At 39.5% G+C, this 24613-nt stretch carries 18 protein-coding genes; 14 read left to right on the forward strand and 4 right to left on the reverse strand.

The genetic code is table 11. The features are described from left to right. Window positions 1-108: 108 nt before the first annotated feature. The 6 genes from dcd (at window position 109) to WBW42_RS12260 (ending at window position 8924) form a co-directional block, all read left to right on the forward strand. Window positions 109-678, forward strand: a complete 570-nt coding sequence (dcd, locus tag WBW42_RS12235) for a dCTP deaminase (RefSeq protein ID WP_002120290.1) — start codon at window positions 109-111, stop codon at window positions 676-678. A 301-nt stretch (window positions 679-979) separates the two neighbouring features. Continuing rightward, window positions 980-2278: a type 2 periplasmic-binding domain-containing protein gene (locus tag WBW42_RS12240; RefSeq protein ID WP_005071030.1), complete on the forward strand. Its 1299-nt coding sequence runs from the start codon at window positions 980-982 to the stop codon at window positions 2276-2278. Window positions 2279-2491: 213 nt separating this feature from the next. Continuing rightward, window positions 2492-4624, forward strand: coding sequence for a hypothetical protein (locus tag WBW42_RS12245; protein WP_017481297.1), 2133 nt, complete (start codon window positions 2492-2494; stop codon window positions 4622-4624). 15 nt (window positions 4625-4639) lie between these two features. Next, window positions 4640-5365 carry a DUF6160 family protein gene (locus tag WBW42_RS12250; RefSeq protein ID WP_032056912.1) on the forward strand — a complete coding sequence of 242 codons (726 nt, stop codon included), beginning with the start codon at window positions 4640-4642 and terminating at the stop codon, window positions 5363-5365. A gap of 32 nt (window positions 5366-5397) precedes the next feature. After that, window positions 5398-7809: a DUF6160 family protein gene (locus tag WBW42_RS12255; protein WP_032056911.1), complete on the forward strand. Its 2412-nt coding sequence runs from the start codon at window positions 5398-5400 to the stop codon at window positions 7807-7809. A 161-nt stretch (window positions 7810-7970) separates the two neighbouring features. After that, window positions 7971-8924 carry a DUF6160 family protein gene (locus tag WBW42_RS12260; RefSeq protein WP_032056910.1) on the forward strand — a complete coding sequence of 318 codons (954 nt, stop codon included), beginning with the start codon at window positions 7971-7973 and terminating at the stop codon, window positions 8922-8924. 82 nt (window positions 8925-9006) lie between these two features. Here the strand turns inward: WBW42_RS12260 and WBW42_RS12265 are convergent, their stop codons facing one another. Continuing rightward, window positions 9007-9951 carry a tRNA dihydrouridine synthase gene (locus WBW42_RS12265; RefSeq protein ID WP_068938183.1) on the reverse strand — a complete coding sequence of 315 codons (945 nt, stop codon included), beginning with the start codon at window positions 9949-9951 and terminating at the stop codon, window positions 9007-9009. A gap of 84 nt (window positions 9952-10035) precedes the next feature. Beyond that, window positions 10036-10845, reverse strand: coding sequence for a cytochrome C assembly family protein (locus WBW42_RS12270; RefSeq protein ID WP_002120294.1), 810 nt, complete (start codon window positions 10843-10845; stop codon window positions 10036-10038). A gap of 140 nt (window positions 10846-10985) precedes the next feature. Between WBW42_RS12270 and ffh the strand changes: the two genes are divergently transcribed. Then, window positions 10986-12398, forward strand: a complete 1413-nt coding sequence (gene ffh, locus WBW42_RS12275; RefSeq protein ID WP_032056908.1) for a signal recognition particle protein — start codon at window positions 10986-10988, stop codon at window positions 12396-12398. A gap of 49 nt (window positions 12399-12447) precedes the next feature. Here ffh and WBW42_RS12280 read toward each other — a convergent pair whose 3' ends face one another. Beyond that, window positions 12448-13182 carry a pantothenate kinase gene (locus WBW42_RS12280; RefSeq protein ID WP_032006732.1) on the reverse strand — a complete coding sequence of 245 codons (735 nt, stop codon included), beginning with the start codon at window positions 13180-13182 and terminating at the stop codon, window positions 12448-12450. 15 nt (window positions 13183-13197) lie between these two features. Further along, window positions 13198-13950: a biotin--[acetyl-CoA-carboxylase] ligase gene (locus WBW42_RS12285; RefSeq protein ID WP_032056907.1), complete on the reverse strand. Its 753-nt coding sequence runs from the start codon at window positions 13948-13950 to the stop codon at window positions 13198-13200. A 30-nt stretch (window positions 13951-13980) separates the two neighbouring features. Here WBW42_RS12285 and WBW42_RS12290 point away from each other — a divergent pair, with 30 nt between their 5' ends. The 7 genes from WBW42_RS12290 to WBW42_RS12320 all read left to right on the forward strand — a co-directional run bounded on the left by WBW42_RS12290 (window position 13981) and on the right by WBW42_RS12320 (window position 24567). Then, a complete protein-coding gene (locus tag WBW42_RS12290) occupies window positions 13981-14784 on the forward strand; it encodes a sulfite exporter TauE/SafE family protein (protein ID WP_000420173.1) in 804 nt (267 codons plus the stop codon). Between the two features lie 250 nt (window positions 14785-15034). Further along, entirely contained in the window at window positions 15035-15730 is a 696-nt protein-coding gene (locus tag WBW42_RS12295) for a GntR family transcriptional regulator (protein WP_001047228.1), read from the forward strand. A gap of 10 nt (window positions 15731-15740) precedes the next feature. After that, window positions 15741-19190, forward strand: coding sequence for a chromosome segregation protein SMC (gene smc, locus WBW42_RS12300; protein WP_032033741.1), 3450 nt, complete (start codon window positions 15741-15743; stop codon window positions 19188-19190). 1 nt (window position 19191) lies between these two features. Then, a complete protein-coding gene (locus WBW42_RS12305; RefSeq protein ID WP_032033740.1) occupies window positions 19192-20229 on the forward strand; it encodes a cell division protein ZipA C-terminal FtsZ-binding domain-containing protein in 1038 nt (345 codons plus the stop codon). 94 nt (window positions 20230-20323) lie between these two features. Further along, window positions 20324-22360: an NAD-dependent DNA ligase LigA gene (gene ligA / locus WBW42_RS12310; RefSeq protein ID WP_001018835.1), complete on the forward strand. Its 2037-nt coding sequence runs from the start codon at window positions 20324-20326 to the stop codon at window positions 22358-22360. A 253-nt stretch (window positions 22361-22613) separates the two neighbouring features. Next, on the forward strand, window positions 22614-23078 hold the full coding sequence (ftn, locus tag WBW42_RS12315; protein WP_001214863.1) for a heteropolymeric bacterioferritin subunit Ftn: 465 nt from the start codon (window positions 22614-22616) through the stop codon (window positions 23076-23078). A gap of 295 nt (window positions 23079-23373) precedes the next feature. Continuing rightward, a complete protein-coding gene (locus WBW42_RS12320; RefSeq protein ID WP_001992131.1) occupies window positions 23374-24567 on the forward strand; it encodes an MFS transporter in 1194 nt (397 codons plus the stop codon). Window positions 24568-24613 lie beyond the last annotated feature (46 nt).

The following is a 24613-nucleotide window of genomic DNA, read 5'->3' on the forward strand; positions in this document are numbered from 1 at the left end:
TGCTGAGCTATTCTTATTTATTTGAGTAGCTCTGTGTTGTTTTCATAATTGGTTTTTTAAGTTAAAGTACGTCGAAATCAATGAATTTACCTTTTGGATAGAAAATACATGGCCATTAAGTCTGATCGTTGGATTCGCGAGATGAGCGAAAAACACGGCATGATTGAACCTTATGCAGAGAATCAAGTCCGTTTTGATAAAAATGGTGAAAAGTTGATTTCCTACGGGGTCTCTAGCTATGGTTATGATGTACGCTGTGCCCGTGAATTCAAGGTTTTTACAAACGTACATTCTGCAATTGTCGATCCAAAGAATTTTGATGACAAAAGTTTTATCGATATTGAGTCTGACGTTTGTATTATTCCGCCAAACTCATTTGCTCTAGCGCGTACAATTGAATATTTCCGTATACCTCGCAATGTGTTAACAGTGTGCTTAGGTAAATCGACCTACGCTCGTTGCGGTATTATTGTAAATGTGACTCCATTAGAACCTGAATGGGAAGGTCACGTTACGTTAGAATTTTCAAATACGACAAATTTACCTGCACGTATTTATGCTGGGGAAGGCGTAGCACAAATGCTATTCTTTGAAAGTGATGAAGTATGTGAAACCTCTTATAAAGACCGTGGTGGTAAATACCAAGGTCAAACAGGTGTTACGCTTCCTAAAACTTAATCTTTCCTCGATGAAAAGATTTTAAAAATAATGGGTCACTTAGGTGGCCCAATTTTATAAATAAAATTTTTTTGAGAAGCGTTTATCGGAATTATGATAAACGACAGTTTCCTTTTGTAAAAAATGATATAATATGATCAATAATTGATTTGTTTTTTGTTCTGCATCACAGAATTTAAAGGCAAATGTGGTTGATATAGGCTCTCTTTGATAATGTTTAGTTAAATATTTATCAAATGCAGATAGGCCAAATAAAAAGAAATTAAATAGGATTATGCCCCCACGGATACGGAGGTCGGCCATGCGACAGTTTACGTCTCTTCGAGTAGCACTTTTAACTCTCGGAAGCTTATGTTTTTCTTCAGCTTACGCTGCTTCTACACTAGTCCCTATGTCAGATGCTGAACTATCAGCAACTCGTGGCCAAGCTTTAATGGGTATGTCTTATATTGCGCCTACAGATTCTGCAAGTAACTCAAGTTCAAATGGAAATATGGGGTTTTACCGACTTGCATTAGATGCCCAATTAGAACTTAATGCCAATATTAAAAAATTACAGTTAGGTTGTGGTGGGGTAAATGGCGCTGGTGCCTGTGACATCGATATTGATTATTTGAGTTTAAGTGGTGGCACGGTAGATAGTACTAGTACTGAGCGTGCTTCTTCTTCCGCTATTATTACCAATCCATTTTTAGAATTTGCTGTTAAAAATCCAGATTCAGCTTCTACACGTGAGATCCAAGGTTTTCGGTTAAGTGCTAAGTCACTTTCGGGTTTACTTACTTTTGGTTTAGAAAATGGTGATGCTGCTAGTGGTATTAATTCATTAAGTGGATATATGGTAACTAAACCAACTGGAGGTACGGTAACTACGAATCCTTACTATGGTATTACCCAAGATGAAACCGGAACTGCAATTACAGGACGGGCAGAATTTATAGGTAACATAGCAACACTTCCATTTACATCTACGGCCTATAATCTAAATTTAGGTGCAGGTAGTGGAACATTGTCTATGGGGCAACAAATTATTACGGGTAAGCGTATTAATACAGCTAATTTGAATGCAACAGCAAGGGTTGGAGGGATTGCAGTTACGGGGACTTTAGATGCAACTGCTTCAGTGCTGGGTATTCCTGTTCCGATTTCGGGTGATGTAACTGGAACAGTAAATAATCTTGATGTAAATGTGGCAATTAAACAAAGTCTGGGTTATTTCCATGCTGCTCAACTGAATGGCTCTGCTGGTTATCTCTCCGTACAGGGCGTAAATATATTATGGCCAGAGGCAGCCTCAACGGCACAAACAGGATGGTGGCTAGAGCTTACAAACCCAATTGATATTGGACAAATTACTCCTACGGGAAATGTTGATATTGCATTAGCTACAATTACTGATGCCTTGGGACAAGTTAGTTCTTATCTAGAAACACATCCTGTTAAATGTGGAGCATTAGCATTAAACTGTTTAGCAGGTAATCTTCCTATTGGAACTGTTGATTTAACAGGGAAAACACCAGCTTCTATGGCCTTAACTAATGTAGTGCTTCAAAAACAAAACTTCTCAGCTAACTGTTATGGTTCTTTAAAATTCTGTTAAATGCATCTCTTATTTCTCGTTTATCGGAAAAATGAGTTTTTATTTATTTAATTTTGCATTTGAGTAAATATTCAGCATAATGGAAATGTGGAAAGGTTGGCAATTTTTAAAAGTTTGCCCCTTGTGAGATGAAAAAGGAAATAATCTCACATCAAGGACTGTTAAAGAAAAAGAAATATGGTGCGTGGCATCGTATAAAACAGGAAGGTCACGATGACTACACTTAATTATACGGTAAGGTTTCAAAAAACCGTTTTAGCAAGTTTAATTGGACTTTTTTTAAGTCAGTCAAGCTTTGCTCTTGAAGAACTTTCTGATGCTGGTTTAAGTGAAACTATAGGCGAAGGTATTGCAATATTACCACAAAATACATTCATGGTATTTCGTGGCGCTGGTCCAAATGAATCTGTAAATCAAATTATTACCGATCGTAGTAAAGATACAGGTTATATTAACTATGTACCCGTAGGGCCTTTGAGTGTTGGTGCGGCTGATACAAGTGGTAATGGCACTGTTGGACCAGAAGACCGCGCAGTAGGTAAAGCAGACATATTTCTTTATGGATTAGCATTATCTAAGTCAGATGGCGATGCAAATTCGCGTATTGCTAACACCTCAGCTGCAGCAGCGATTTCAAGTTGGGGCACAGGAGCCAATCCATGGATATTTAAAGTAAAAACTGCGACCAATGTTCCTAATTTTAGTACAACAGATAGCGGTGTTTACCCAGTAACGTATTTATCTTTAGAAGCTCCTCTATATCAACCATTAATTGATGGGGCAGAGGGAGCTGATGCATATAATTTAAAATTAGGGCTATGGGCTGATGCATTTGTACGTAATCCCAATGTTGTCGCTACAACAAATGGCTCTCTAGCCCAATTTCAATATGGTAATAATAACGGGTTAATTGGTACCAGTATTGATACAACTCGTGCTAACCGATTACGTTTGCAAGGCATTCTAAATGGCTTTAGTTTAAATGGTAGCCAGATTAGTATGTTCCAAACATTAGGTGGTGCAACTACGGCTGGAGGAATGAGTCCTTTTTATAATAATACGTTAGGAATGTCTGGACTAGTTCGCTTAAATACGGGTGATAGCAAAAATACCAGTATTGTGACTGAAAATGTTACGAGTCAAACGCAGACATACGCTACAAGTAGTAATAATGGATGGCAAACAGTACATGCGGGTGCAAACTCAACTTTAAGTGCAAGTAGTACTGGAGACTGTGGTAACAGTGGCACAGGGAGTTTTAGTACCTCTCGTGGATGCCGTTACTATGTAGAAAATCGAACTAGAACAGATACAAAAACATCGAATAAAACACGAATTGCCTTTAATGATACAAATAAGGTATTGCGATTTAGTACCCGTGAAACTTCAGACTCACCAAATGCATCAAACAATTTATATACACCTGCATTTGACTCTGCAGGCGCTGTAGCACCGAAGTTTGCTGATAGTGAAGGCTTATATCTCTACAATCCAAATATTAATTTAGTATTAGGTAATTTATATCAACCGCTTATTTTAGGTTCCGACGGCAAAAACTTTAGTATTGAAATTGCTCGAATTGCAAATAAACCAGAAATATATAAACAGATTTATACTGATTACACTGGTGCTGACACGACTTACAAAGGTTCTACGTGTAACGTTTATTCATGTGTTAACCCTACGCATAGTAGTATTACGATTGGTACCGTATATAGTCCTGATAATGGAAAAACCTTGTTAGCAAATACCGGCGAAGGTGCAATTGGCGTTTCCTTTGGGCGTTTAATTTCAACAGGTACGCAAGTTTCTGGGACTTCTGCCGGTAGTTTGGTATCAATGACTAATTCAGTATCTGGTACTACTTCCGCCACAATGACAGAGGTCCGTTTTAAACAAAGACAACAGAATACCCAGACATGGAAACAAGAATATAGTTGTGGTTTGTTTAATTCTAACTGTGGTTATAAAACATTAGGATATTTATATCAATGGGAATATAGCAAAGGAACTGGTGCGTGGGTTATTACAAATCCAACGCCAAAACCAGCTGATGCAACAACTTGTTCTGGTGCTTTAGGATGTACGAGTACATCGGGTTCGACGCCAATGTATGGAGCTACTTCGAATCGTGATTGGACTAACTCTGCTATTCCATGGTTGACTTCAAGAAATGCTGTCGTCAACGATTTAATTGGTAGTAGTAATGGCACAACTGGATACGTTATTCCTACAGCTAATCAAGCTCCAGCTTTGTCTAACATTAGTCCTTTAAATAACTTGGGATCCGCTTCAATCGACGGTGTTTTAATCCAACACTTGAAACTGACAACTAAAGGTCTATAAGAGGAGGGTAACGCGATGAAAAAAATAACTGCTTTACTCCTTGCTCTTTGTGCAACAGTGACTCATGCAGAGCTACAAACGTTAGATAATGAAGCATTACAGGCGATTAATGGTCAGGCGGGTGCTGATTTATCTTTAATGCTCAATTTAAACCAGACAGCTAACGGTGTATTTGACAATGGTAGTGGTGGTGTCTGTGAGAACGTAGAGTTTTGCCATATTGGCTTGGCAATTAATAAGCGTTTTGTACAAGCAGATTCGACCAAACCAAGTGGTTGGGCCGAAAATAGTGATAGTGGTAATAAACTTTGGCTTGTATTTAAAGGCGTACAAGGTACTTTAAATATTCAAAAGATGGGTTTGGATGGCGCTGATTTAAAGTATTTGGATAAGAATAATACTGAAATGATTAAGCCTGCTATTCAGCTTAGTTTTAGTGCAGCACAGCCAATTTTAATTCGTAACTTTGGTTTTAATGCCTTATCAATTGAGCAAGATAACTTTACCAGCTCAACAACAGCGCAAGGGTCGAGTGCAAATATGTATGATTATGCATATTTCAAAAAACCAACTTATGCGGCCACTGCTAATAGTGCAAACCAGCAAGTTGCTACTGCAACACCATCGGCGTATGACCATGGACGTGAAACTGGTTTTATGGGCTTGATGATGAATGGGAATTTGGCTATCCAAGGAAAAGTCATGGTCTTTAGTTGTGATGGTAGCCATCCTCGTTGTTAAGGGTTAATGTAGATTTCAAAGGAACTGAAGTGATGAAAAAAAATAAAGAAAATCACAGCTCAAAGTTTATTTTAAACGCATTAACAACCAGCATGTTGTTAGTGAGCGGACATGTTTTTGCGTTAGAGGCTTTAACAGATGCTGACATGAGTGCTGTTAATGGGCAAGATGGGATTTCGATTCAAACGACGTTTAATGAAATCAATATTGATAATGCTTACTGGGATGACCATGCAGGTACACCTAGTAGTGCAGATCAGGTCTTAAGAGCGCAAGCGAGCGGGATAAAAGTTCAAAAAAGTAATGCATCTAGTCAGCCTTTAAGTACAAATTACCGTTTAGATGTAGGGAGTAACCCAACTACGGGTAAAACTGGACTCGACTTTTCTATGCAAAGCAGTCCATCACTCATTACTGTAAATAGTTTTAAAGTATGTAATACCTCTGCTACTTGTTCACCAACAATGGGGCAGCTGGCTATTCAAACGACCTCTCCTTTAAATTTGGCACTTACAACCCAAGATGGTCTATTTAATGCAAATAGTCAGTCAAGCATGACGCTTGGTATTAATAATGCCAATATTTATTTAGGACAATTAGATGCTCGTAGTCAGCTAAATCAGTTAATTTTAAGAAATTTTAACTTTAATTTTGTCGGTAAAGGAGCCATGCTGATTGACCCAACTCGTGGCCTAGTTTTACAGACGAATACTGGAAATAACGTTGCTAGTGTAGGGCAAACCCCAAATAGTACCTATGGTTATGTTGATTTTAACCGTGTAGCAGATTCAGCTTCTGGTCTAACAGCAGGAACATATGTAGATAGTAGTGGAAAAGTAACTAATTCAGGCCTGAATATTGAGGTCATGTTAAGTTCTAATGTGGATAAAACTAACCCTTATGCTTTAGATGCAACCAATAGTCCCCAAAATGCGAAAGGTTTGATTCGTTTAGGTGCTAGCGGACGTATGGTAAATAGTTATTTACAAGTCCGTGGCATGGATGGTACATCAGATACAACAATATTAGGTACAGCAAATACTGCTACGGGTACGGGCTCAAGTAATAGTATTTTAGGTAATTCTGGGATTGCCTTTCGTATGAAAGGTGAATTCACTAAAGACAATGACTCAATGTTGGGCTCAGATGGCAAAGCAACCACTTTAGAAATTGGTGGAGCAGGTCTGAATGCTTATGGTTTCGAATTTGGTAATTTAACAGGCCTTAACTCCGCTACGCGCGGTTATTTTGACAGCGGAAATATTTATTTAAATCTTGCTGATACAAAAACATTATTAATGCCAAACAACGCGACTTTAAATGCAATTCGTTTAGGGTCGGGTACTTTAACAACAGCTGCTGATTACCAACATAACATTCACCGTGATACGGTCACTAATCCGTTTAGCTTAATTCTTGCGATGCGTGGAGCAGAGTTTCAAGCATTTTCAAGACGCGGTCGTTTTACGACAAGTGCGAATGTTGCCGCTGCCAATCAGTTTGCAGACAATGGTGCGAATAACCAGTGGGGCTTAGCATTACCTTTTTATAACTTAAATGCTAACGCTGCTGTATATGGTTTAGATGCACCAGCAAATAGTGCTTATTACTATACAAAAGATGCAAATGGTAAGCCTATTCGAAATGCTGTAGCTGCATCTGGAACGACTTCGCGTTTAGGTTTTGGTATTGCTGCTGGAACTACGGGACGTGATGCGACTGGAACTAAAACAACCTCAATTTTATTAATTGATGGTTCTCCAAATGCTAATAATGGTGGTAGTCCTACTGATTACTACATGGGCTTACGTAATATCGATATGTTCCTCAAAGGCAATGGAAGTATTGGTTTAGAAAATGGCAGTCTTAATATTAGTTTAAAAGAGATGCTACTTGCTTTATCAACAGAAATTGCAGCTGGTTATCTACCAGGGGCTAAATATAAAACTTGTCCAGCGACGGGTTCATGTACTTCACCTATTGATAATTTTGCAAAAAATAATGATGTGTTATTTGGTCTAAAACTCCGTTTAGGTGGCGATCTTAACTTATCAATTGTGCCAAACAGTTCAATTGCAGATGGTAGTGCTTTAACTGTACTTGGCGATTTCACAGTGCCTGCGACAGCAACTGGAAATACAGTTCAAATTAGTGATCCGATTGATGGTTCTGCAATTGGTTTTGACAATATTACAGGAAAGCTAGCGTTTAATAGTTCTTTGGTTGTGGGTAAAGATACAACAAGTGGTTTAGGTAAAGTTGGCGTAAATACGGCGGTTTATTTTAACCCTGATAAGAGTATTGACGGCGCATTACGTGTTAAAGATATTAATTTCTATCCGCCTTCAACAGGAGCTGGAGCACGTTTAGGTGAGCTTGCAATTACTGGTGGACGTTTAAATAGTAGCTTTAGTATTGTGCCTAGAAATGGGGCCTTTAACTAATAAATAAAAGTGACGATTATCGTCACTTTTTTATATAAATTTTATTTTAGTGTGATTGGATTTGCATTCGTCGGGTTATAGAGATAATTGCTTTGTACTTGAATATTATTCTGATAGTCTGAACAAATAATAAGCGTTTGTCTCTTAAGGATTAGAGCGACATGAAGAATAAAAATATAGGGTTCTGGCTACTACTTGCCAGTAGTTCAAGTGTATTTGCAATGCAACCTTTGGATGATCAAAGCCTTGCAGCAGCGACGGGTCAAAATGGCTTAACTTTAGGAATTCAGGCCGATAAAGTTAAATTTAATCAAGTCGCACTTATTGATACTAATGGTATTGCTTCAACTTCTTATAACAGTAAAGCTGGTTTTGTCATTGCTGGAAACTCTACTAACCCAGTTCCTGGTATAGAGTTTATTAAAGCTGCTGTATCGGGTAATCCTTCTTTTAATATTGCAATGGATACCGATGCTGGGAGTGGAAATCCTTTTTTAAATTTAGCTATATCTATGGGAAATGATGTAAACGGAATTCGACTTCTACCTTTTTCAGTTTATTTAGCCCCAAGTACCTCTTTATCTAGTCCATCCGATTATGCATTAACAAGTTATGCACCCAAATCAATTTTTAGTTCGGGAACGACAGTAAATACGGGTGTAAAAGAAATCATTCGTTCTAGTGGAAATCTTGATATTAACTTTGTACAAACCAATAAACCCCGTTTAAACATTCAACTGGGTCATGCGGCCCAGTCTGTTATGGTTAAATTTGGTGGGTCAATTCAATCTATTTGTTCTGCTGCTACGGGTTGTCCAATTACTTTAGTGTCCGATAATACAGGTGCTACATTTGGGTTTAAGTTTGCAGGAACAAATACCTCAACTGGTTTTGTATTAGATGGTTTTTATGCAGGAGTTGATCCAACTGGATTAACTTTTGGGAATACAGGCGCATCTAGCAAATTTGATGCTTCACTTAATAATGTCACTTTAGGGAATATGGGTACTCAAAATACAACAACGTTTAATAATTTATCTAATGGTTCTATGGGGAGTTTTGGTGTCACTGGCGTTTCTGTAACTGACTTTAAAATGAAAGTAAGCGGCTTTTAAAAAAGAATAATAGCTTAACCTGAAATACGAAAGAGGGCAGTTGTGAAAACAATCGCCCTCTTTTTTTTAAGGTTATAGCGAGTTAAATAGTATCTGATCTGGTGTGTGCTAATTGTTGAACAATTTCATCTAAAGCTTTAATACGTTTCACTTGGTCCCATAATTCTTTCGCTTGAGGATAGGCTTTGGTCATCATGCCTAACCACTGCTTATAACGACCAACCATGCCAATTTCTGTTTTTGCTTGACCGTTTAAAAAGCGAATTTGTAAGTCAACGAGTTGTTCCCAACTAAATAAAGCTTCATCCATATTTTGGCGAATGCATTGTGTTAAATCTGGAGTCGTTACCGCACCACGGCCAATCATTAAGTCTTCACAACCAGATTGTTGCTGACAAGCTCTAGCATCAGCATTGGTCCAGATTTCACCGTTAGCAATGACATTAATTTTTAAAGCTTCTTTAATAGGTAGAATTTTTTCCCAATAAGCTGGTGGTGTATACCCATCTGCTTTAGTTCGAGCGTGTACAGTTAACCAGCTGGCACCTGCATCTTCAACAGCGTGGGCATTTTCCATTGTATGGTTTTCATCGAGATAACCTAAACGCATTTTTGCTGAAACAGGAATATCTTCAGGTACAGCATCTCTCACTGCTTTAATCAGCAGATGTACCACGTCTGGCTCATCAAGAAGGACTGAACCACCACGATGTCGATTAACGGTTTTTGCAGGGCAACCGAAATTAAGGTCGATTGCAGGTGCACCCAATTCAACAACTTTTGCTGCATTTGCTGCCAGCATATCTGGGTTATTACCTAGGAATTGAACATGAACAGGTGTACCAGCTGCCGTTTTACCGTCATTTTTTAGTTCAGGACAAAAACTATAATAGATGTGGTCTGGCAAAATACTGTCTGTAACGCGAATAAACTCGGTCACACACCAGTCGAAATCACCAACAGATGTGAGTGTATCCCGCATGATCGGGTCAGTTAAACCTTCCATTGGAGCGAGTATGAGTTTCACAGTCTGTGTCACCTGAGTAAAACGAAAACAGCGTTATACGGGATATGTATAACGCTGTCTAGTATCGATTAAATTTTAATTTCTCTAGCGCCCTAAGATCATCTCAAGTACAAATTTACTGCCGATAAATCCAATCGCTAAAAGTACAAAACCCATTAAGGTAAAACGAATTGCTTTTTGGCCTCTCCAGCCAAGTTTGTAATGGCCGATCAGTAATGAGCCATAGATAAACCAAGAAATAATACTAAATACGGTTTTATGAGCGAGATGCTGAGCAAAGAAGCTATCAATTGTTAAAAAACCAAATGTAAGCGCAATCGTTAATAAAATAAAACCAGTAATGATTAGGTCAAATAATAAAGATTCCATCGCCTGAATCGGCGGTAGTAAGTTGACCCAGAAACGTTTTTTTTGTTTCTTTTTGAGTTCACGGTTTTGGAACCACATTAAGATCGCATGTATGGTTGCCATCAGTAAAACTGCATAGGCAGAAAGCGAAAGAATGATATGAGTATCAAGTCCTAACGAATGCTGTTCAATAAATTGATCTGGTCGACTAAAGGCAAACCCTAAAATAAGACCAATAGCTGCGACAGGAATGCCTAACAAGTTTAACGGCAGAATAGGGCGGAAAGTACTAAAAATTAAGCTTAACAATAACATAAGCCCCGATGTAAAAGACATCAGGTTAAATACATCGTAGTTAATTCCTGCTGGTGTAAGCATGGCATCGCATAAAACTGTGCCGTGCAGTACTAATGCCAAGATAGTAACAAAAGCAAATAACCATGAGTTTGGTTCACGTTTTGACATTAAACGAATAAACAGATACCAGAAAGAAGTGGTATATGCGATGAGTGCCAAAATTGTATAAACCAAGGGGAGGCTAATCATGTCAAACCTTTTTCAGGATTAATTCATCTATATAAGATATAAATTCGCTGCGAACTAAAGTATCCTATAGCATTCTATGCATAAATTTTCTATTTCGAGAAAGATTTTTTTGCAACTAGCCATTTTAAGCGGATTTTGCAATGTTTGATACCTTAACAGAACGACTCACACAGAGTTTAAGAAATGTTACTGGCTCAGGGCAGCTGACCGAAGACAATATTAAAGATACCTTACGTGAAGTACGTATGGCACTTCTTGAAGCCGATGTCGCGTTACCTGTAACTCGTGAATTTATCGCGAAAGTTAAGGAAGAGGCATTGGGCCAAGAAGTGATGACTCAGTTATCACCAGGCCAGGCATTTGTAAAAATTGTCTATGACGAACTCACCAAGATGATGGGTGAGGCGAATGAAACACTTGATTTAAGTGCGAAACCTCCTGTTGTAGTATTACTTGCTGGTTTACAAGGTGCAGGTAAAACCACAACTGCTGCCAAGCTGGCACGTTTCTTAAAAGAACGTCAAAAGAAAAAAGTAATGACTGTTTCTGCCGACGTTTACCGTCCGGCAGCAATTAAACAGTTAGAAACTGTTTCAAATGAAGTTGGTGCAGGCTTTATTCCTTCAGATCCTTCAGAAAAGCCAATTGATATTGTTAATCGTGCAATTGAACAGGCAAAAATCCAATTTGCTGATGTATTGATTGTCGATACGGCAGGCCGTCTACATGTCGATGCAGAAATGATGGATGAAATTAAAGAATTGCATGCAGCAGTTAAGCCGACTGAAACTTTGTTTGTGGTTGATGCCATGACAGGTCAGGATGCTGCAAATACAGCAAAAGCATTTAATGATGCTTTAGCACTTACTGGTGTGATTCTTACTAAAACTGATGGTGATGCACGTGGTGGTGCAGCGCTTTCTGTGCGTGCCATTACTGGTAAGCCAATCAAGTTCTTGGGTATGGGCGAGAAGCTTGATGCCTTAGAACCATTCCATCCGGATCGTGTTGCTCAACGTATTTTAGGCATGGGTGACGTACTTTCTTTAGTCGAAGAAGTTGAACGTAAAATCGACAAAGAAAAAGCCGAAAAAATGGCGAAAAAATTGCAAAAAGGCGGTAGCTTCAACTTTGAAGATATGCTGATGCAATTTGAACAAATGAAAAAAATGGGCGGCATGATGGGCTTCTTAGACAAGTTGCCTGGCATGAGCGGTGCAGGAATTCAGCAAGCGATTGAGCAAGCGAACCCTGAAAAACAAGTCAAGAAGATGGAAGCGATTATCCAGTCAATGACTGTTAAAGAGCGCCGTAATCCGGACTTAATGAACCCAAGTCGTAAAAAACGTATTGCGGCAGGTTGTGGTATGGATGTTGCTGAAGTGAACAAACTCATTAAGCAACAAGCGCAAATGGCTAAAATGATGAAGAAATTTGCGAATCCATCTGGTATGAGCAAAATGATGCGTTCATTAGGCAATATGCAAAAGCAATTTGGCGGCGGCGGTGGCGGAATGGGACCACTGTTTGGTAATAATGACCAAAAGAAATAAATCCATAAAATAAATGGCGCATATAGCGCCTTTTATTTTGTTCTGTATTTTAATCTTTAGGGTAATGAGCAATATATTGCTGTAACCCTTTGAGTAAAAGATCAGTTTCTACCACAGGCTCATATTTTTGTAAGAACTTGGCAAATAGTTTTGCATCACCACCAGTCAGCAGCAGCTTTTTAGGTGATTGCTGCATAATATTTTCAATGGTACTAATCAGGCCTAATAAAATACCGTGATGTACTGCATCTACAGTGTTATTACCCGGATTTAGATTGTCAAAAGCTGAGTCTGGAATTTTAATACCCTTGGTATTTTGAATAAGAGCATCTCGCTGCAAATACAAATTAGGCAGGATGTAACCTCCTAAATGCTGTTTACCTTGAGTTAGGTCAATTGTGAGCGCTGTTCCGCAACCAATAATGCAATAGTTTTCATCTGCTTGAGCTACAGCTAACACTTGTAACCAGCGGTCAATCCCGAGTTGACTTGGAACTTCATAACCACACTGTAAACCTGCATATTCAGAGTGAACTTTCGCAAAAACTACTGGAATTTCAAGCCATTTTAAAATCTGCTGAATGCGTTGATTATTCTCGGTATCAAGTACCGAAGAAATTCCAATGCGATGTAGACCTTGATGTTTAAAGTGTTGGATTAACCCAAGTAATAAATCGGCAGGAGATTGCAAATGTAGCTCAGCTGCATGTTCAATAATTTGCTGATTTTCAGTAATCCAATACTTTAAACGGGTGTTTCCGATATCAAGCCATAAACTTTTCATGGGGGAAATACCTGATTACTGAGTTGTTTGTGGTCTTAGGCGACCTTGATAAAAATGCTGTGGTTCTGGAGTTTCAAGAATTACTGCTCCTTCATTGGAGATTCCAACGAAACGGCCATGCACCAGTCCTTGACTATGTTCAAACTGAACTAGCTGATTAATCCATGCCGCATGATGGTTAAAACGCCCTGCTAAATTGTAGCAGCCATGATCAAACCAGCGAGCAGCATTTTGAATCGCAATATAAAGTTCTGAAATTAACTCAAGACGACCCATTTGCTCTAGGCCCAAATCTTCTAAAGAGGTAATTGGTTGATCACTATCAGTCACTGGTGGTGTTTTTAAATTAATACCTACACCTACAATAGCTTGATGCTGAGACAGTGGTTCGACTAAAATTCCACCCCATTTGCCCTGAGCACTATATAAATCGTTTGGCCATTTCACTTGCAGATTAAGAGCTTGTAACTGTGGGATTTGCAAAATATTCAGAGCAACTTCAAGTGCTAAGCGACCATCTAAGGGTGTTCGAGTTTGCACCAATGTGCTTAAATAAATGTTTCCTTCAGGTGAAATCCATTGCCGTTGATGTTGACCTCGCCCTTGAGTTTGTTGAGCACTGCAAACCAAGCCTGTTGTAATGCCTTTTTGGGCAATTTCACGAATATCATCATTGGTCGAAGTTGTGGTTGCTTTTAATAAAACCACTTCTGGAAGCTGGTTTTTTGCGCTTAAAAGTTGTTGTAGTTGGCGAGTCTCTAAATCCATGTTGAATATGAGCAGAGTGGTAAAACATTTATGGAGTTAATCATATATTTACTCATTGGCGCAATTGCTGGTTTTACTGCCGGACTGTTTGGAGTTGGTGGTGGACTAATTATTGTACCAATTCTCTATGTCGTTTTTACCCAGTTGCACTATGATCCCGCTGTAATCATGCATATTGCAGTCGGAACCTCCCTAGCAACCATTATTGTGACTTCCTTTAGTTCAGTTTCGGCTCATCATAAAAAAGGTGCAGTCCTCTGGCCTGTTTTTCGTAATTTAGCACCGGGACTAGTGATTGGTTCCTTTTTAGGTGCAGGTATTGCCGACCTTTTGTCTGGACAGCATTTACAGCTTCTTATTGGTATCTTTGCTGTTGTGATGGCTTATCGGATGTTCAAAGGAGCCCATGTTGTGGTTGACCCAACACGTCAGCTTCCTTCAACCCCTATGCAATTTATGGCGGGTGGAGGCATTGGTATTGCCTCTGCAATTTTTGGTATTGGAGGCGGAAGCTTAACTGTCCCATATTTAAACCGTCATGGCGTAGTCATGCAAAAAGCAGTTGCGACCTCTGCTGCTTGTGGTTTACCTATTGCTATTGCAGGTGCAATTGGTTTTATGTGGTTTGGTGCTAAAGAGCACATTTCTGTACCTAATACGATTGGATATATCCATATCTACGCTTTTATTGGTATTAGTGTCATGAGTTTTGTCACTGCTAAACTTGGGGCTAAGGTTGCCCACGCATTGTCACCACAAATGCTAAAAAAATGCTTTGCTTGCTTGTTAGTCGTGGTCGGCAGTTACTTTATTTATAAAGGTTTTATGAATTAAAAACGTTTTATTAAAAATATATAGAAAAGAAAGCTTAGACTCTCACGGTTTAAGCTTTTTTTTATTTGAAGACTTGAAAAGATTAACGGTGAGTTTTTCATCCGATTTGTGTATGGATTTTGGGTGGGTTGGCTTAAAATGCAATAAAATTGTCAGACAATGACATAGTTTTTAATGGATGGGATCAGTTAAAAACAAGGATGCGAAAGAAAAGCATGGATTAATGCATATAAAAAGTAGCGGGTGATTTATGAATCTCGAAGAGACAGAAAGTCTTTCTGAGCAAATTGTCAAATATATTAGCGAACAGATTATTAGTGGCGAATTGGTTGAAGGCGAACGCATACAAGAGCTTCGTATCGCTAAAGAACTTGACGTAAGTAGGGGATCAGTTCGTGAGGCGCTATTATTACTCGAGCGTACGCATCTCATTGAAATTTTTCCGCGTCGTGGTGCAATTGTTTCGGAAATGTCGGCACAACAGGTCAAAGCGTTGTTTGATACAAATATGATGTTATTGGGGCATATTGTACAACGCATAAGCGAAACATGGCGTGCCCATGAAGCTGATCAATTACAGCTTTTGCTAGAACAGCTTCTTGAGCATGTAAAAGCAGGCGATATCGAAAAATTCTACGATGCTATTTTCCAATATCTTGCTGAACAACAAGATATGGTCGGTAATCCTTATTTAATGAAATTTTATAAAGAATTATTACCATCATTACGTCGTAGTTATTTTTTGACGCTAAATACCTCTAAACGGGAACTGCAAGAAGCGTTTGCATTATTTAAACTCGTGACTGATGCAATTTTGATCCGAAAATCACAACAAGCCGCTTTATTTATGGAAGATTTTTGTCGACACTTACGTAACCTTGTGTTGGAATCGCTAACACGAATGAAACAGATTGAATTGGCTTGGGCGAGACGCTCACGCCGCTAGTTAGGGCATTATGCGTTTAAGCAGTTTAAAACTTTCCGGCTTTAAATCTTTTGCAGATAGTACAACTTTAAATTTTAAGGCGAACCGCACAGCAGTGGTTGGTCCAAATGGTTGTGGCAAATCCAATGTTATTGATGCAATTCGCTGGGTGATGGGGGAGTCAAACGCTCGTCAGCTACGTGGTGGTAGCATGCAAGATGTTATTTTTACCGGAACATCCAAGCGTAAACCTGTTGGGGTTGCCAGTGTAGAACTGCGTTTTGACAATACCTATGGCAAATTAGGTGGAGCTTATAACGCTTATAATGAGCTCGCAGTTCGTCGTCAGGTGACCCGCGAAGGTAAATCTGAGTATTTCTTAAATGGTACACGTTGTCGCCGCCGTGATATTACTGACATTTTCTTGGGCACAGGGTTAGGGCCACGCTCTTACGCAGTCATTGAACAAGGCATGATTAACCGCTTGGTTGATGCCAAGCCAGAAGAAATGCGTATTTTCATTGAAGAGGCGGCAGGTGTTTCCCGTTATCAGGCGCGTCGCCGCGAAACCTTGCAGCACCTTGAACATACGGAGCAAAACCTTTCACGCTTGGAAGATATTGCGCTTGAGTTAAAATCACAACTTAAAACGCTTAAACGCCAGTCAGAAGCAGCGGTTCAATATAAAACATTAGAAAGCCAGATTCGTACCCTAAAAATTGAAATTTTGTCTTTTCAGGCAGAGAAAAGTGTACGCCTACAAGAAGAATATACCGTTCAAATGAACGAACTGGGGGAAACATTTAAATTAGTTCGTTCAGAATTAAGTACGATTGAACATGATTTAGAATCTACCAGTGCTTTATTTCAGAGACTTATTCAGCAATCTTCACCGTTACAACAAGAATGGCAACAAGCTGAAAAGAAACTGTCTGAACTGAAAATGACTCTAGAGCAAAAACAAAGTTTATTTCAGCAAAATAGTACAACTCTCGTTCAGTTAGAACAGCAAAAAGCCCAAACTAAAGAACGTTTACAGCTTTCTGAATTGCAACTCGAAACACTGAATAGCCAGTTAGAAGAGCAAACCGAAGCTTTAACTGCAATTGAGCATACAGCAGCTGAAGCAGAGCAAAATTTTGCCGGTTTACAATCACAGCAACGACAAGCGCAGCAACAATTTGAGCAAGTAAAAGCTCAGGTTGAAAAACAACAGCAGCAAAAAATGCAAATGTCTGCTCAAATCGAGCAATTAGGCAAAAATGTTCAGCGCATTGAACAGCAAAAAGAAACGCTGCAACATCAAGCAAACCAGATCCAATCGCAAGTACACGAAGATGAACAAGGCGAGCTTGAGCAATTACAGCAGCAGCTTTGTCGTGAAATCTCAACGCTAGAAGCTGAAATTGAGCAGTATGTGCAGCGTATTGAACAAGCTCAACAAGCGCATCAGACAAATAAAAACCAGCAGCAAACGTTAAAAACAGAAATACAGGTTTTATTATCAGAGCAGAAAAACTTAAGCCAGCTTGTTGCTAAACAAAGTCCAAAGCAAAACCAAGATACGCTACGTTTAATGCAGGCTCTAGAGTTAACAGAGCAGGGCAAACCACACGCACAAATTATTGAAAAGTTTTTAGCAAATTGGTTACAGGCACATATTGTTGAAACTGAACAAGCCTTTCAGGAAGGAATTGCTCGCCAGTTAAAGCCTTCAGAGCAATCAAGCAAATTTAAGAGGAACCTGACTTGCTTGAATGATTGGATTGCATCGCCACAGCTATCAATATTCTCGAATGTAGCAATTACACAAGATTTATCTCATGCTTTAAATGAACAAAAACAACTGCAATATGGCCAGTCTATTTTGACTTTAGATGGTTATCATGTCGGGCAAGATTGGGTAATTGCTCTTATGTATGATGACGAAAGTCAAAGTGCGCAAGGTATGCTTAGTCATCGTATTCGTCTAGACGAAATTGAACAAGTTCTTCAAAAGCAGCAACCAGAATTACAAGCATTAGATCAAATTATAGTTCAGCAAAAAGATGAGCTAGGACAGTTACAAGTTGACCTACAGCAAAAACAACAAGTCATTAAACAAAAACAAAAAGACTTGCAACAGCTTGATGTACAAATTGCCAAGCAACAAACCGCAGCACAAGCATTTTTATTGCAAAAACAGCAATTGAAAGATCAACTCGCTCAATTAGATACGCAGCTTGAAGAAGATGCGATGCAAAAAGATGATCTGGAAATTGATTTGCATGCATTGGCAATGAAGCTCGAAACCATTTTACCTGACTATAAAACTTTGCAATTTCAGGTAGAAGAATTAACAGAGCAGCTTGAAGAACAGCAACAAGTCTTGCAACAGCAGCAGCAAGAGCGCGAGATTTTACGCCGTAATAGTACGCAGACAACTCAACAGATTGAGTTACTTGAAAAAGATATTTCGTTCTTGCAGAGCCAATATCAACAAATTACAGCGCAAATGGAACAGGCGAAAAAGTTTGTTGACCCTATTCAGTTAGAGTTGCCAAACCTTGAGTCAGAGTTTCAACAACAATTTGCTCAAACCGAAAAGCTGCAAAAGACATGGAATGAATGGCAGATTGAGCTTAATAGTGTCCAAGAGAAGCAACAAACGCTTACAGACCAACGCCATCAATACCAACAGCAAGATGAAAAGCTTAGAGAGCAGCTTGAAGCCAAACGTTTAGCATGGCAAGCCGCCAAGTCGGATCGTGAGCACTATCAAGAACAGCTCAAAGAGTTAAATGCCGAGCTTCAAACGGGTTTGAAAATAGATTTAACTGAACACCAGCAAAAACTAGAAAAAGTACAGAAACAGTTTGAAAAAATCGGTGCAGTTAACTTAGCTGCTTCACAAGAGTTTGAAGAAGTTTCTCAGCGTTTTGATGAGTTGAGCCACCAAATTCAAGACTTGGAAAATACGGTAACTCAGTTAAAAGATGCGATGAAGAGCATTGACCAAGAAACCCGTAAGTTGTTTATGTCGACTTTTGATCAGATTAATCAAGAGTTACAAAATCTATTTCCAAAAGTTTTTAATGGTGGTGAAGCCAGTTTAAGCCTTGAGGATGATTGGCAATCTGGGGTTAAGCTCATGGCGAGACCACCGGGTAAGAAAAACAGTTCTCTAGCATTACTTTCCGGTGGAGAAAAAGCGTTAACAGCGTTAGCATTAGTATTTGCTATTTTCAGGTTAAATCCGGCACCGTTTTGTGTACTCGATGAAGTGGACGCTCCACTCGACGATGCGAATGTACAGAGATATTGTAATTTGGTAAAAGAGCTTTCTGAACATGTACAATTCATTTACATTACACATAATAAGCTGGCGATGACCATGGCAACTGACTTGTTGGGTGTAACCATGCCTGAACCGGGTACATCAAAATTAGTCACTGTCAATTTAGAACAGGCAAAAGAATACGGGTTAGTTTCGGAGTCATAGAATGGAAATCAATACGATTATTGGCATCGTTGTTGCCATTATTATCATGCTAATTGGCTTAAGAATGATTTTAAAAAAGCCGAACCATGCTGAACCCTCGCTAGACAGTGATTTGCATATTAATCCTGAAAGTAATCAACCGGTTATCCCTCGTCATGTACGAGATCAACTTGAACAGCCAGAAGTTACTGTTGCGTCAGCAGCCGTTGCTGAACGAGTGGAACCAACTTTAAGCGAGCCAGCACAGTCAGAAGAAAAGGGAACAAAAGAACTAGAACAGGCTTCACAAGCTCAAACAGTCCAGACACAAGTACCCGTTGAAAATACGCCAGTAGAAGTAGAAGAAGTTAAAGCTGAAGAAAATACTGTTAGCCCAATTGTAAGTGAAAATAGTTCAGTTGAGTTAGTTGATACCGTTTCTGCTGAACCAGAAGTTGTTAGCTCATCAGAACCAAAAGTTGCAGAAGGGCAACCGAAAACTGAGCCGGAATTAAGCTTAAATCCAAATATCGAAACTGCTGAAATTGCTGAGTTTGAAGGTGAAAGCAACATTCTTGATGTACATTTACATGAGCAGCAGCGTTTTGATGATGAAAGTGCGTTAGCAATGGCTGAGCAGATTATCGCATTAAATGTATATCCAAATCCGCGCCGTGCGTTATCGGGTGATAAAGCACTGAAAGTGCTTTTAAAATATGGTCTACGTTACGGTGAAATGTCTTGTTTCCACCGCTATGAAAATACCGATGAGCCGAGTGCATTGATGTTCTCTGTATTGCGTATGACTGATAATGGTCCTGCTGGTTTCGATTTAGAAACTTTATCGACTGAGCAAGTTCAAGGTTTAGCATTTTTCCTTGCACTTCCAAACAGCAAAGCTGTTACCGGTTTTGACATGATGACCAGTATTGCAGGCCTTATTGCTCGTGAAATTGATGGTAAGGTTTATGATGAAAATAACCTTGAATTTACGCCACAGTTAAAAGAACATTGGCGCCATCATGTGATTGATTATCGTCCAGCACAGGCAACAGCCTAGTTTAAATTTTTGGTATAGGTTGCGATAATTGCAATATATCTAGTCGCAGCTCAGGGTGGAGAAATTTCCACCCTTTTTTATGGTGAATAAAATAATGGCAATAACTTCCGTGATCGAACAGATGCGTCAGCTTATTCAACTGATTGCAAAGCATAACCATGCCTACTATGTCATGGATCAGCCGACAATCTCGGACAGTGAATATGATCATTTATTTCATCAGTTAAAAGCTTTAGAAGAACAATATCCGGAATTTGTACAAGCCGACTCACCAACAACGAAAGTAGGTGGTCAAGCGCTTTCAAAATTTGAGAGTGTGACACATGTGGTGCCAATGCTTTCACTTGGTAATGTATTTAACCAAGAAGACTTATTTGCATTTGCACGCCGTGTAGAAGAGCGACTTCCGAACCAGAAAGTACAATATGAAGTTGAGTTAAAACTCGATGGCCTTGCGATTTCACTATGGTATGAAAATGGCGTACTCGTTCGCGGCGTAACCCGTGGGGATGGCGAAACGGGTGAAGACATTACTCAAAATGTTAAAACCATTCGTAACTTACCTAAAGTTCTGCATTCAGAAAAATATGAAATACCTCGTCTACTTGAAGTACGTGGTGAAGTATTGATGCCAAAGTCTGGTTTTGAAAAACTCAATGCTGACCAAGAAGCAAAGGGAGAAAAAACCTTCGCTAACCCTCGAAATGCAGCCGCTGGAAGTTTAAGACAACTTGATCCAAATATTGCTGCTGCTCGACCTTTGGCATTTTATGCGTATGGGATTGCACAGTGTGAACCAAATCATGGCCTAACAACCATGCATGATAGCTTGCAATGGTTAACGGAACTTGGGTTCCAAATTGCTGAGCGTCAGTACTTGTGTAATTCAATTCAAGAAGTACAGCAGCGCTATGAGCAAATTCAGCAAGAACGTCCAAACTTGCAAGTTGAAATTGATGGCATGGTGGTGAAGGTTGATGACCTAAAACAACAACAGCAGCTTGGTTTCTTAAGTCGTGAACCACGCTGGGCAACTGCTTATAAATTCCCGGCACAAGCTGCATTAACTACAGTTGAGCAGATTGACTGGCAAGTAGGGCGTACAGGGACTTTGACCCCTGTAGCACGCTTAAACCCTGTTTTTGTGGGTGGTGTGACTGTTTCTAACGTAACGTTGCATAATATTGGGGAAATTCATCGTCTGGATGTACGCATTGGCGATACGGTAAGTGTATATCGTACGGGTGACGTGATCCCTAAAGTAGAAAAAGTTTGGCCGGAGTTCCGTCCTGCTGAAGCAGAAGTTGTTCATTTACCAGAGTCCTGCCCAGTATGTGCTTCGCCTGTAGTGATGCCTGAAGGTGAGGCTCTCGCACGTTGTTCAGGCGGTTTATATTGTGCCGCACAGCGTATTGAAGCCATTCGTCACTTTGTATCGCGTAAAGCGATGGATATCGAGGGTTTGGGAGATCGTTGGGTAGAATCTTTATTACGTCTCGATTTACTTAAAGATGTTGCTGATATTTACCATTTGCATGAGCACAGAGAAACTCTGTTGGGCATCGAAAAAATGGGAGAAAAGTCAGTACAGAACTTAATAGATGCGATTGAAGCAAGTAAGAAAACAACTCTAGCACGTTTTATTTATGCATTAGGTATTCGTGGAGTAGGTGAAACAACGGCTAGAATGTTAGCAAATACATTCCAGACGCTTGAGGCTCTTAAAGCTGCGAATGTAGAAGCTTTAAAGAAAACCCCAGACGTAGGGGATATTACAGCAGAGTGGATTGCTGACTTTTTCTTGGCACCGCATAACATTGAAGTACTCGATCGTTTAATTGCTGCAGGAATTCATTGGGATGCGCCAACAGCACCAACGCGTCAGCCTTTAAATGGTGAAAGCTGGGTACTTACAGGTACATTAGAGCAAATGACCCGTGATCAGGCCACTCAAATGCTACAAGCATTAGGTGCACGAGTAAGTGGGAGTGTTTCTAGCAAAACAAAATGTGTAGTTGCTGGTGAGAAGGCGGGTTCAAAATTAGAAAAAGCTGCAAAGTTAGGTATCCCTGTCATGAATGAAACAGATTTCTTATCACTCATGGCAGGCTATGGGCAAACTTTGAGCTAAAAGGTTAGCGAAATAAGAACCATTGATTTTAGTTACAAATTTATAAATTGATGGTTTTTGCTATATTTGAACGCTTGTCTGAGCTTATAAATCGGACAAGCGTTTCTTTTTGCAAAGGAAATTTAAATAACTTAAACTGCAAATGCGTATGTTTCTCATTTTAATTTGATAAAAATCATAAACTTAACTATTTTTTGTTTTGCAATCATTTTTAAGTTTGCCCATAATAGACTCATACGATAGGAGATTTATTATGCGTGGCAATCCAGAAGTCATAGACTATTTAAATATGCTCATTGGCGGAGAGTTGGCTGCCCGTGATCAATATTTAATCCATTCTCGTATGTATGAAGATTGGGGCTTAAACAAGATTTATGAACGTATTGACCATGAGATGCAAGAAGAAGCGTCTCACGCCGATGCGATTATTCGTCGTGTATTATTTTTAGGTGCCAAACCAAACATGCATCGTGAAGATATCAATGTTGGTACAGACGTTGTATCTTGCTTAAAAGCTGATTTAGCACTTGAATATCATGTGCGTGAAAAATTAGCGACAGGTATTAAACTTTGTGAAGAAAAAGGCGACTACATCAGTCGTGACATGTTACGTCAACAATTATCAGATACTGAAGAAGACCATACTTATTGGCTTGAAAAACAGTTGCGTTTAATTGAACTGATTGGCCTACAAAATTATATCCAGTCTCAAATTTAATGACTTGAAAAACCCAGCTTAGGCTGGGTTTTTTTATTGGCTCATTTTAATAAAATGAAGTCACCATTTAAATGTTAATTCTGCCAAATTGAATATATTCAAAGCCTTATTACATAAGGCTTTGGCAGTTACAAAAAAGTCAGAAAATTTGTATCAGACCCCATGTTTTTTTTGTGGAATTGGATATAATTTCGCCAACAAAAACCCTTGCCTAGAAATTTAATGAGGCAAGGGTTTTTCTATGGGGAATCGGTTGGTATGGATCGCCAATGGTTTTATGGTGAGCTTCGCGTATATGTTATTTTCCAAACCTGCTGTTTTAGATACAGCTACTCTCTTAAGTACACAACGATTAGCAACTCGTCTTAGCTTTTTTAGCTTGGGCTTTGCGATATCTGCATGGGCACCACTTATTCCGTATGCTCAGCAACGTTTAAACCTAAATCACGCAAATTTTGGTTTATTGCTGCTTTGTATGGGAATCGGCTCAATGATTGCTATGCCTGCGACTGGGGCTTTAGTTAAGCGTTGGGGATGTCGTCCATTAATTGCTGTGGCGACCATACTCTTGATGGTATTACTACCAAGTTTAACGATCTGGCATAGTCTTGTATCGATGGCTGTAGCGTTATTCATTTTTGGTACGGCAGCAGGTAGTCTTGGCGTTGCTATTAATTTACAAGCAGTTGTGGTGGAAAAGCACAGCTTACGTGCGCTCATGTCTAGTTTTCATGGTATGTGTAGCCTTGGCGGTTTAATCGGTGCCATGCTTGTCACTGCACTATTAGCAATTGGCCTTTCACCACTCATGAGCACATTGTCTGTAGTCATGGTTTTATTGGTGGTGAGCTTTGTTGCCATTCCATCTGCCTTAACAACATTTGAGCAAGATGAACAAGGTGCAGCGGAAATAACTGACGCGCCTAAAAAATCTTCACGTCCGAATGGTACGATCCTTTTGATTGGGATGATGTGTTTTATTGCCTTTTTGTCAGAAGGTGCGGCAATGGACTGGGGTGGTATTTATTTAACTAGTAAATACCAGCTTAATCCTGCCTTTGCTGGGCTGGCTTATACTTTCTTCGCGCTTAGTATGACAAGTGGTCGTTTTGCAGGGCATATCTTGTTAAAACAGTGGGGTGAGAAAACTATTGTGACTTATAGTGCAATTGTTGCTGCTCTTGCTATGGTCACTATTGTGATGGCACCTGTTTGGCAAGTTGTCGTATTGGGTTATGCACTTTTAGGTTTAGGCTGTTCTAATATTGTACCAGTCATGTTCTCTCGTGTTGGACGCCAAAATGATATGCCTAAAGCAGCGGCACTGTCTTTAGTGTCAACGATTGCTTATACAGGTTCATTAAGTGGCCCAGCCTTAATTGGTTTGATTGGCCAGTGGACTAGCCTAACTACCGTCTTATCAGGAGTGGCGGTTTTATTAACCATGATTGCTATACTCAATCGCTTTACTCTTGTGAAGGCAAAGTAATTTAAGCTTGCTTACCAGCCGCGGAACATCGAGAAAAACATCCTCG

This window comes from Acinetobacter sp. LT1, assembly GCF_059800965.1.

What these genes read in the sequence shown, in the direction of transcription:
- dcd (WP_002120290.1), top strand. Translation starts at nt 109, where the DNA reads ATGGCCATTAAGTCTGATCGTTGGATTCGCGAGATGAGCGAAAAACAC.
- WBW42_RS12240 (WP_005071030.1), top strand. Translation starts at nt 980, where the DNA reads ATGCGACAGTTTACGTCTCTTCGAGTAGCACTTTTAACTCTCGGAAGC.
- WBW42_RS12245 (WP_017481297.1), top strand. Translation starts at nt 2,492, where the DNA reads ATGACTACACTTAATTATACGGTAAGGTTTCAAAAAACCGTTTTAGCA.
- WBW42_RS12250 (WP_032056912.1), top strand. Translation starts at nt 4,640, where the DNA reads ATGAAAAAAATAACTGCTTTACTCCTTGCTCTTTGTGCAACAGTGACT.
- WBW42_RS12255 (WP_032056911.1), top strand. Translation starts at nt 5,398, where the DNA reads ATGAAAAAAAATAAAGAAAATCACAGCTCAAAGTTTATTTTAAACGCA.
- WBW42_RS12260 (WP_032056910.1), top strand. Translation starts at nt 7,971, where the DNA reads ATGAAGAATAAAAATATAGGGTTCTGGCTACTACTTGCCAGTAGTTCA.
- WBW42_RS12270 (WP_002120294.1), bottom strand. Translation starts at nt 10,845, where the DNA reads ATGATTAGCCTCCCCTTGGTTTATACAATTTTGGCACTCATCGCATAT.
- ffh (WP_032056908.1), top strand. Translation starts at nt 10,986, where the DNA reads ATGTTTGATACCTTAACAGAACGACTCACACAGAGTTTAAGAAATGTT.
- WBW42_RS12280 (WP_032006732.1), bottom strand. Translation starts at nt 13,182, where the DNA reads ATGAAAAGTTTATGGCTTGATATCGGAAACACCCGTTTAAAGTATTGG.
- WBW42_RS12285 (WP_032056907.1), bottom strand. Translation starts at nt 13,950, where the DNA reads ATGGATTTAGAGACTCGCCAACTACAACAACTTTTAAGCGCAAAAAAC.
- WBW42_RS12290 (WP_000420173.1), top strand. Translation starts at nt 13,981, where the DNA reads ATGGAGTTAATCATATATTTACTCATTGGCGCAATTGCTGGTTTTACT.
- WBW42_RS12295 (WP_001047228.1), top strand. Translation starts at nt 15,035, where the DNA reads ATGAATCTCGAAGAGACAGAAAGTCTTTCTGAGCAAATTGTCAAATAT.
- smc (WP_032033741.1), top strand. Translation starts at nt 15,741, where the DNA reads ATGCGTTTAAGCAGTTTAAAACTTTCCGGCTTTAAATCTTTTGCAGAT.
- WBW42_RS12305 (WP_032033740.1), top strand. Translation starts at nt 19,192, where the DNA reads ATGGAAATCAATACGATTATTGGCATCGTTGTTGCCATTATTATCATG.
- ligA (WP_001018835.1), top strand. Translation starts at nt 20,324, where the DNA reads ATGGCAATAACTTCCGTGATCGAACAGATGCGTCAGCTTATTCAACTG.
- ftn (WP_001214863.1), top strand. Translation starts at nt 22,614, where the DNA reads ATGCGTGGCAATCCAGAAGTCATAGACTATTTAAATATGCTCATTGGC.
- WBW42_RS12320 (WP_001992131.1), top strand. Translation starts at nt 23,374, where the DNA reads ATGTTATTTTCCAAACCTGCTGTTTTAGATACAGCTACTCTCTTAAGT.